Below are 8,185 nucleotides of genomic sequence, written 5' to 3'. Positions count from 1 at the left end.
ATGGTTGTTACCCTGATCCACCCGATCGCGATGGACGACGGTCTGCGTTTCGCAATCCGTGAAGGCGGCCGTACTGTTGGTGCGGGCGTTGTTGCCAAAGTAATGAGCTAATTGCCGAATAACATTTGACGCAATGCGCAATAAAAGGGCATCATTTGATGCCCTTTTTGCACGCTTTCACACCAGAACCTGGCTCATCAGTGATTTTTTTTGTCATAATCATTGCTGAGACAGGCTCTGAAGAGGGCGTTTAGTCCGAAACGCACCAGAGCATTTCGGTTTGGATCGCCTCGCTTACGCGGGGTGAAAATGTTTGTAGAATACTTCTGACAGGTTGGTTTATGAGTGCGAATACCGAAGCTCAAGGAAGCGGGCGCGGCCTGGAAGCGATGAAGTGGGTTGTTGTCGCTGTATTGCTGCTTGTAGCTATCGTTGGCAATTACCTTTATCGTGACATGATGCTGCCGCTGCGTGCGCTGGCCGTAGTGATTCTGATTGCCGCAGCGGGTGGTGTCGCGCTGTTGACAACAAAAGGTAAAGCGACCGTTGCTTTTGCCCGTGAAGCGAGAACCGAAGTCCGTAAGGTCATTTGGCCAACTCGCCAGGAAACATTGCACACCACATTAATTGTGGCTGCGGTTACCGCAGTAATGTCACTGATCCTGTGGGGACTGGATGGTATTCTGGTTCGCCTGGTATCCTTTATCACTGGCCTGAGGTTCTAAGATGTCTGAAGCCCCTAAAAAGCGCTGGTACGTCGTTCAGGCGTTTTCCGGTTTTGAAGGCCGCGTTGCCACGTCGCTGCGCGAATATATCAAGTTACAAAATATGGAAGAGCTGTTTGGCGAAGTCATGGTGCCGACAGAAGAAGTGGTCGAGATCCGTGGTGGCCAGCGTCGCAAGAGCGAACGTAAATTCTTCCCGGGCTATGTACTGGTCCAGATGGTCATGAATGATGCGAGCTGGCACCTGGTGCGCAGCGTTCCGCGTGTGATGGGCTTTATCGGCGGTACTTCTGACCGTCCGGCGCCAATCAGCGACAAAGAAGTTGATGCGATCATGAACCGTCTGCAGCAGGTTGGTGATAAGCCGCGTCCGAAAACGATGTTTGAGCCGGGCGAAATGGTCCGCGTTAGCGATGGTCCGTTTGCTGACTTTAACGGCGTAGTTGAAGAAGTGGACTACGAGAAGTCTCGTCTGAAAGTTTCTGTATCTATCTTCGGTCGTGCGACTCCGGTTGAACTGGACTTCGCCCAGGTTGAAAAAGCCTAACACGTCGATCAAAAAAGCGGCGATTTAATCGTTGCACAAGGCGCGAGATTGGAATACAATTTCGCGCCTTTTGTTTTTATGGACTCTGTCCGTAAAACGAATTTAAAAACACGGGGAGCCTCTTTGAGGCGCTATAACCCAACTAGAGGAATTTAGAATGGCTAAGAAAGTCCAAGCCTATGTCAAGCTGCAGGTTGCAGCTGGTATGGCTAACCCGAGTCCGCCGGTAGGTCCAGCACTGGGTCAACAAGGCGTGAACATCATGGAATTCTGCAAAGCGTTCAACGCAAAAACTGATTCCATTGAAAAAGGTCTGCCGATCCCGGTTGTTATCACCGTTTACGCTGACCGTTCTTTCACTTTCGTTACCAAAACGCCTCCGGCAGCAGTACTGCTGAAGAAAGCGGCTGGTATCAAGTCTGGTTCCGGCAAGCCGAACAAAGACAAAGTGGGTAAAATTTCCCGCGCTCAGCTGCAGGAAATCGCGCAGACCAAAGCTGCCGACATGACTGGTTCCGACATTGAAGCGATGACTCGCTCCATTGAAGGTACTGCACGTTCCATGGGCCTGGTAGTGGAGGACTAAGAAATGGCTAAACTGACCAAGCGTATGCGCGTGATCCGTGACAAAGTTGATGCAACTAAACAGTACGACATCAACGAAGCTATTGCTCTGCTGAAAGAGCTGGCCACTGCTAAATTCGTAGAAAGCGTGGACGTTGCCGTTAACCTCGGCATCGACGCTCGTAAATCTGACCAGAACGTACGTGGTGCAACTGTACTGCCGCACGGTACTGGCCGTTCTGTTCGCGTAGCCGTATTTACCCAGGGCGCAAACGCTGAAGCTGCTAAAGCTGCAGGCGCTGAACTGGTAGGTATGGAAGATCTGGCTGACCAGATCAAGAAAGGCGAAATGAACTTTGACGTTGTTATTGCTTCTCCGGATGCAATGCGCGTTGTTGGCCAGTTGGGTCAGGTTCTGGGTCCGCGCGGCCTGATGCCAAACCCGAAAGTTGGTACCGTAACTCCGAACGTTGCTGAAGCGGTTAAGAACGCTAAAGCTGGCCAGGTTCGTTACCGTAACGACAAAAACGGCATCATCCACACCACCATCGGTAAAGTGGATTTTGACGCTGACAAACTGAAAGAAAACCTGGAAGCTCTGCTGGTTGCGCTGAAAAAAGCAAAACCGACTCAGGCAAAAGGCGTGTACATCAAGAAAGTTAGCATCTCCACCACCATGGGTGCTGGTGTTGCCGTTGATCAGGCTGGTCTGAGCGCGTCTGCGAACGTCTAAGATTAGCTTTACGTGGGCGGCGAATTTGTCTACAATCTTCGCCCACGATTCTATTAGCTTCGGCCGATAGACAACAGATTTGTTCGTTGGAGCCTGGCCTATCCAGGCCTCCGTCGAAGACCGCAGGTGTTTCGCAAGAAACTTAATGCCCTGCGTAGACGGTGACAGAACGCTAAGATTATTTCTGATACTCTGGCTTGTTTCTGCTCACCGTATTTAGACGCTCTCTCCGTTGGGGGGAGTGAAGTGAGTTCCGGAACATGAGTTCCGGCAAACATCCAGGAGCAAAGCTAATGGCTTTAAATCTTCAAGACAAACAAGCGATTGTTGCTGAAGTCAGCGAAGTAGCCAAAGGCGCGCTGTCTGCAGTAGTTGCGGATTCCCGTGGCGTAACTGTAGATAAAATGACTGAACTGCGTAAAGCAGGTCGTGAAGCTGGCGTATACATGCGTGTTGTTCGTAACACCCTGCTGCGCCGCGTCGTTGAAGGTACTCAGTTCGAGTGCCTGAAAGACACGTTTGTTGGTCCGACCCTGATTGCATACTCTATGGAACACCCGGGCGCCGCTGCTCGTCTGTTCAAAGAGTTCGCGAAAGCGAATGCAAAATTTGAGGTCAAAGCCGCAGCCTTTGAAGGTGAGTTGATTACGGCATCGAATATCGACCGCCTGGCAACTCTGCCGACCTACGAAGAAGCAATTGCACGCCTGATGGCAACCATGAAAGAAGCTTCGGCTGGCAAACTGGTTCGTACTCTGGCTGCTGTACGCGATGCGAAAGAAGCTGCTTAATTGCAGTTACCTTTCTCAAGCATCTGCTTACGTATAAACTTATTCTGATTTTCAGGAACAATTTAAATGTCTATCACTAAAGATCAAATCATTGAAGCAGTATCCGCTATGTCCGTAATGGACGTTGTAGAACTGATTTCTGCAATGGAAGAAAAATTCGGTGTTTCCGCTGCTGCTGCTGTAGCTGTAGCTGCTGGCCCGGCTGAAGCTGCTGAAGAAAAAACTGAATTCGACGTAATTCTGAAAGCTGCTGGCGCTAACAAAGTTGCTGTTATCAAAGCAGTACGTGGCGCAACTGGCCTGGGTCTGAAAGAAGCTAAAGACCTGGTAGAATCTGCACCGGCTGCGCTGAAAGAAGGCGTGAGCAAAGACGACGCAGAAGCACTGAAAAAATCTCTGGAAGAAGCTGGCGCTGAAGTTGAAGTTAAATAAGCCAACTTTTCTGGTTGCAGCCTAAGAAATTAGGCTGATGGCTGGTGACTTTTTAGTCACCAGCCTTTTTGCGCTGTAAGGCGCCAGTAGCGTTTCACACTGTTTGACTACTGCTGTGCCTTTCAATGCTTGTTTCTATCGACGTCTTAATATACTGCGACAGAGCGTCAGTTCTGTGTAAATCGCAATGAAATGGTTTAAGCGTGATAGCAACAGGCATTGCGGAAAGTATTCGATTTTCCGGTCAACAAAATAGTGTTGCACAAACTGTCCGCTCAATGGACAGATGGGTCGACTTGTCAGCGAGCTGAGGAACCCTAATGGTTTACTCCTATACCGAGAAAAAACGTATTCGTAAGGATTTTGGTAAACGTCCGCAAGTGTTGGACATACCTTATCTCCTTTCTATCCAGCTTGACTCGTTTCAGAAGTTCATCGAGCAAGATCCTGAAGGGCAGTATGGTCTGGAAGCAGCTTTCCGTTCCGTTTTCCCGATTCAGAGCTACAGCGGTAATTCCGAGCTGCAATACGTCAGCTACCGTCTTGGCGAACCGGTGTTTGACGTTCAGGAATGTCAGATCCGTGGCGTGACCTATTCCGCACCGCTGCGCGTAAAACTGCGTCTGGTGATCTACGAGCGCGAAGCGCCGGAAGGCACCGTAAAAGACATTAAAGAACAAGAAGTCTACATGGGCGAAATTCCGCTCATGACCGACAACGGTACCTTTGTTATCAACGGTACTGAGCGTGTTATCGTTTCTCAGCTGCACCGTAGTCCTGGCGTCTTCTTTGACTCCGACAAAGGTAAAACCCACTCTTCGGGTAAAGTGCTGTATAACGCGCGTATCATTCCTTACCGTGGTTCCTGGCTGGACTTCGAATTCGATCCGAAGGACAACCTGTTCGTACGTATTGACCGTCGCCGTAAACTGCCTGCGACCATCATTCTGCGTGCGCTGAACTACACCACTGAGCAGATCCTTGACCTGTTCTTTGAAAAAGTTGTTTTCGAAATTCGTGACAACAAGCTGCAGATGGAACTGGTGCCGGAACGCCTGCGTGGTGAAACCGCCTCCTTTGACATCGAAGCTAACGGCAAAGTCTACGTCGAAAAAGGCCGTCGCATCACTGCACGCCATATTCGCCAGCTGGAAAAAGACGATATCAAGCATATCGAAGTTCCGGTTGAATACATTGCTGGTAAGGTTGCGGCTAAAGACTACGTTGACGAATCTACTGGCGAGCTGATCTGCGCAGCTAACATGGAGCTGAGTCTGGATCTGCTGGCTAAGCTGAGCCAGTCTGGTCACAAGCGTATCGAAACGCTGTTCACTAACGATCTGGACCACGGTCCGTACATTTCTGAAACTGTACGCGTCGACCCAACCAACGATCGTCTGAGCGCGCTGGTAGAAATCTACCGCATGATGCGCCCTGGTGAGCCGCCGACTCGTGAAGCTGCGGAAAGCCTGTTCGAGAACCTGTTCTTCTCCGAAGACCGCTATGACCTGTCTGCGGTTGGTCGTATGAAGTTCAACCGTTCTCTGCTGCGCGACGAAATCGAAGGTTCCGGTATCCTGAGCAAAGACGACATCATTGAAGTGATGAAGAAGCTCATCGATATCCGTAACGGTAAAGGCGAAGTCGATGATATCGACCACCTTGGCAACCGTCGTATCCGTTCCGTAGGCGAAATGGCGGAAAACCAATTCCGCGTTGGCCTGGTGCGTGTTGAGCGTGCGGTGAAAGAGCGTCTGTCTCTGGGCGATCTGGATACCCTGATGCCTCAGGATATGATCAACGCCAAGCCGATTTCTGCAGCAGTGAAAGAGTTCTTTGGTTCCAGCCAGCTGTCTCAGTTTATGGACCAGAACAACCCGCTGTCTGAGATTACGCACAAACGTCGTATCTCCGCACTCGGCCCAGGCGGTTTGACCCGTGAACGCGCAGGCTTCGAAGTTCGAGACGTACACCCGACTCACTACGGTCGCGTATGTCCAATCGAAACGCCTGAAGGTCCGAACATCGGTCTGATCAACTCACTGTCCGTGTATGCACAGACTAACGAATACGGCTTCCTTGAGACTCCGTACCGTAAAGTGACCGACGGTGTTGTAACTGATGAAATTCACTACCTGTCTGCTATCGAAGAAGGTAACTACGTTATCGCTCAGGCGAACTCCAACCTGGATGACGAAGGCCACTTTGTAGAAGATCTGGTTACTTGCCGTAGCAAAGGCGAATCCAGCTTGTTCAGCCGCGACCAGGTTGACTACATGGACGTATCCACCCAGCAGGTGGTATCCGTCGGTGCGTCCCTGATCCCGTTCCTGGAACACGATGACGCCAACCGTGCATTGATGGGTGCGAACATGCAACGTCAGGCGGTTCCGACTCTGCGTGCTGATAAGCCGCTGGTTGGTACCGGTATGGAACGTGCTGTTGCCGTTGACTCCGGTGTTACTGCAGTTGCTAAACGTGGCGGTACTGTTCAGTACGTGGATGCTTCCCGTATCGTTATCAAAGTTAACGAAGACGAGATGTACCCGGGCGAAGCAGGTATCGACATTTATAACCTGACTAAATACACCCGTTCTAACCAGAACACCTGTATCAACCAGATGCCTTGCGTATCTCTGGGCGAGCCGGTTGAACGTGGTGATGTGCTGGCAGACGGTCCGTCCACCGACCTTGGTGAACTGGCGCTGGGTCAGAACATGCGCGTGGCATTCATGCCATGGAATGGTTACAACTTCGAAGACTCCATCCTCGTATCCGAGCGTGTTGTCCAGGAAGACCGTTTCACCACCATCCACATTCAGGAACTGGCATGTGTGTCCCGTGACACCAAGCTGGGGCCGGAAGAGATCACCGCTGACATCCCGAACGTGGGTGAAGCTGCGCTCTCTAAACTGGATGAATCCGGTATCGTTTATATCGGTGCGGAAGTGACCGGTGGCGATATTCTGGTTGGTAAGGTAACGCCGAAAGGTGAAACCCAGCTGACGCCGGAAGAGAAACTGCTGCGTGCGATCTTCGGTGAGAAAGCGTCTGACGTTAAAGACTCTTCTCTGCGCGTGCCAAACGGTGTTTCCGGTACGATTATCGACGTTCAGGTCTTTACTCGCGATGGCGTAGAAAAAGACAAACGTGCGCTGGAAATCGAAGAGATGCAGCTGAAGCAGGCTAAGAAAGACCTGTCTGAAGAACTGCAGATCCTCGAAGCTGGTCTGTTCAGCCGTATCTACGCTGTGCTGGTTTCCGGTGGTGTTGAAGCTGAGAAGCTCGACAAACTGCCGCGTGACCGCTGGTTAGAACTCGGCCTGACCGACGAAGAGAAACAGAATCAGCTGGAACAACTGGCTGAGCAGTACGACGAACTGAAACACGAATTCGAGAAAAAACTCGAAGCGAAACGCCGTAAAATCACTCAGGGCGACGATCTGGCACCGGGCGTGCTGAAGATTGTTAAGGTTTATCTGGCGGTTAAACGTCGGATCCAGCCTGGTGATAAGATGGCAGGTCGTCACGGTAACAAGGGTGTAATCTCTAAGATCAACCCGATCGAAGATATGCCACACGATGCTAACGGTACGCCGGTAGATATCGTACTGAACCCGCTGGGCGTACCATCGCGTATGAACATCGGTCAGATCCTTGAAACCCACCTGGGTATGGCTGCGAAAGGTATCGGCGATAAGATCAACGCCATGCTGAAACAGCAACAGGAAGTCGCCAAACTGCGCGAGTTCATCCAGCGTGCTTACGATCTGGGCTCAGATGTTCGTCAGAAAGTTGACCTGAATACCTTCAGCGATGAAGAAGTTCTGCGTCTGGCTGAAAACCTGAAAAAAGGTATGCCGATCGCAACGCCGGTCTTCGACGGTGCGAAAGAGTCTGAAATCAAGGAACTGTTACAGCTGGGTGGCCTGCCGACTTCCGGTCAGATTACCCTGTTCGACGGTCGTACCGGTGAGCAGTTCGAGCGCCAGGTTACCGTTGGCTACATGTACATGCTGAAACTGAACCACCTGGTTGATGACAAGATGCACGCGCGTTCTACCGGTTCTTACAGCCTGGTTACTCAGCAGCCGCTGGGTGGTAAGGCTCAGTTCGGTGGTCAGCGCTTCGGGGAGATGGAAGTGTGGGCGCTGGAAGCATATGGCGCGGCATACACCCTGCAGGAAATGCTCACCGTTAAGTCTGATGACGTGAACGGTCGTACTAAGATGTATAAAAACATCGTGGACGGCAACCATCAGATGGAACCAGGCATGCCGGAATCCTTCAACGTACTGTTGAAAGAGATTCGTTCGCTGGGTATCAACATCGAGCTGGAAGACGAGTAACTCTCGATCAAACAGGTCACTGGTGCTGGCTTAACAGCCAGCGC

The 8,185-nt window shown here is 51.1% G+C and carries 8 protein-coding genes; all 8 read left to right on the top strand.

Annotation, left to right across the window (positions count from 1 at the left end):
* Positions 1–111: elongation factor Tu (locus KQJ18_RS08780; protein ID WP_075262496.1), on the top strand; the 111-nt coding region annotated here is incomplete at its 5' end.
* Between the two features lie 230 nt (positions 112–341).
* Positions 342–725: a preprotein translocase subunit SecE gene (gene secE, locus KQJ18_RS08775; protein WP_003033128.1), complete on the top strand. Its 384-nt coding sequence runs from the start codon at positions 342–344 to the stop codon at positions 723–725.
* A 1-nt stretch (position 726) separates the two neighbouring features.
* The gene (nusG, locus tag KQJ18_RS08770; RefSeq protein WP_003033125.1) at positions 727–1,272 is read left to right on the top strand and encodes a transcription termination/antitermination protein NusG; all 546 of its coding nucleotides are present in this window, start codon (positions 727–729) and stop codon (positions 1,270–1,272) included.
* A gap of 157 nt (positions 1,273–1,429) precedes the next feature.
* The gene (gene rplK, locus KQJ18_RS08765; protein WP_038636105.1) at positions 1,430–1,858 is read left to right on the top strand and encodes a 50S ribosomal protein L11; all 429 of its coding nucleotides are present in this window, start codon (positions 1,430–1,432) and stop codon (positions 1,856–1,858) included.
* Between the two features lie 3 nt (positions 1,859–1,861).
* Positions 1,862–2,569, top strand: a complete 708-nt coding sequence (gene rplA / locus KQJ18_RS08760; RefSeq protein ID WP_006688358.1) for a 50S ribosomal protein L1 — start codon at positions 1,862–1,864, stop codon at positions 2,567–2,569.
* 293 nt (positions 2,570–2,862) lie between these two features.
* The gene (gene rplJ / locus KQJ18_RS08755; protein ID WP_005132895.1) at positions 2,863–3,360 is read left to right on the top strand and encodes a 50S ribosomal protein L10; all 498 of its coding nucleotides are present in this window, start codon (positions 2,863–2,865) and stop codon (positions 3,358–3,360) included.
* A 66-nt stretch (positions 3,361–3,426) separates the two neighbouring features.
* A complete protein-coding gene (gene rplL, locus KQJ18_RS08750; RefSeq protein WP_000028882.1) occupies positions 3,427–3,792 on the top strand; it encodes a 50S ribosomal protein L7/L12 in 366 nt (121 codons plus the stop codon).
* Positions 3,793–4,112: 320 nt separating this feature from the next.
* Complete coding sequence (gene rpoB / locus KQJ18_RS08745) at positions 4,113–8,141, top strand: DNA-directed RNA polymerase subunit beta (protein ID WP_003033111.1); 4,029 nt, start codon at positions 4,113–4,115, stop codon at positions 8,139–8,141.
* Positions 8,142–8,185 lie beyond the last annotated feature (44 nt).

The sequence above is a fragment of the Citrobacter sp. S55_ASV_140 genome, assembly GCF_018919505.1.
Classification (GTDB): Bacteria; Pseudomonadota; Gammaproteobacteria; order Enterobacterales; family Enterobacteriaceae; genus Citrobacter; species Citrobacter werkmanii.
Note: the sequence above shows the minus strand (reverse complement) of the source record. Positions and strands in the feature narration are given on the sequence as shown.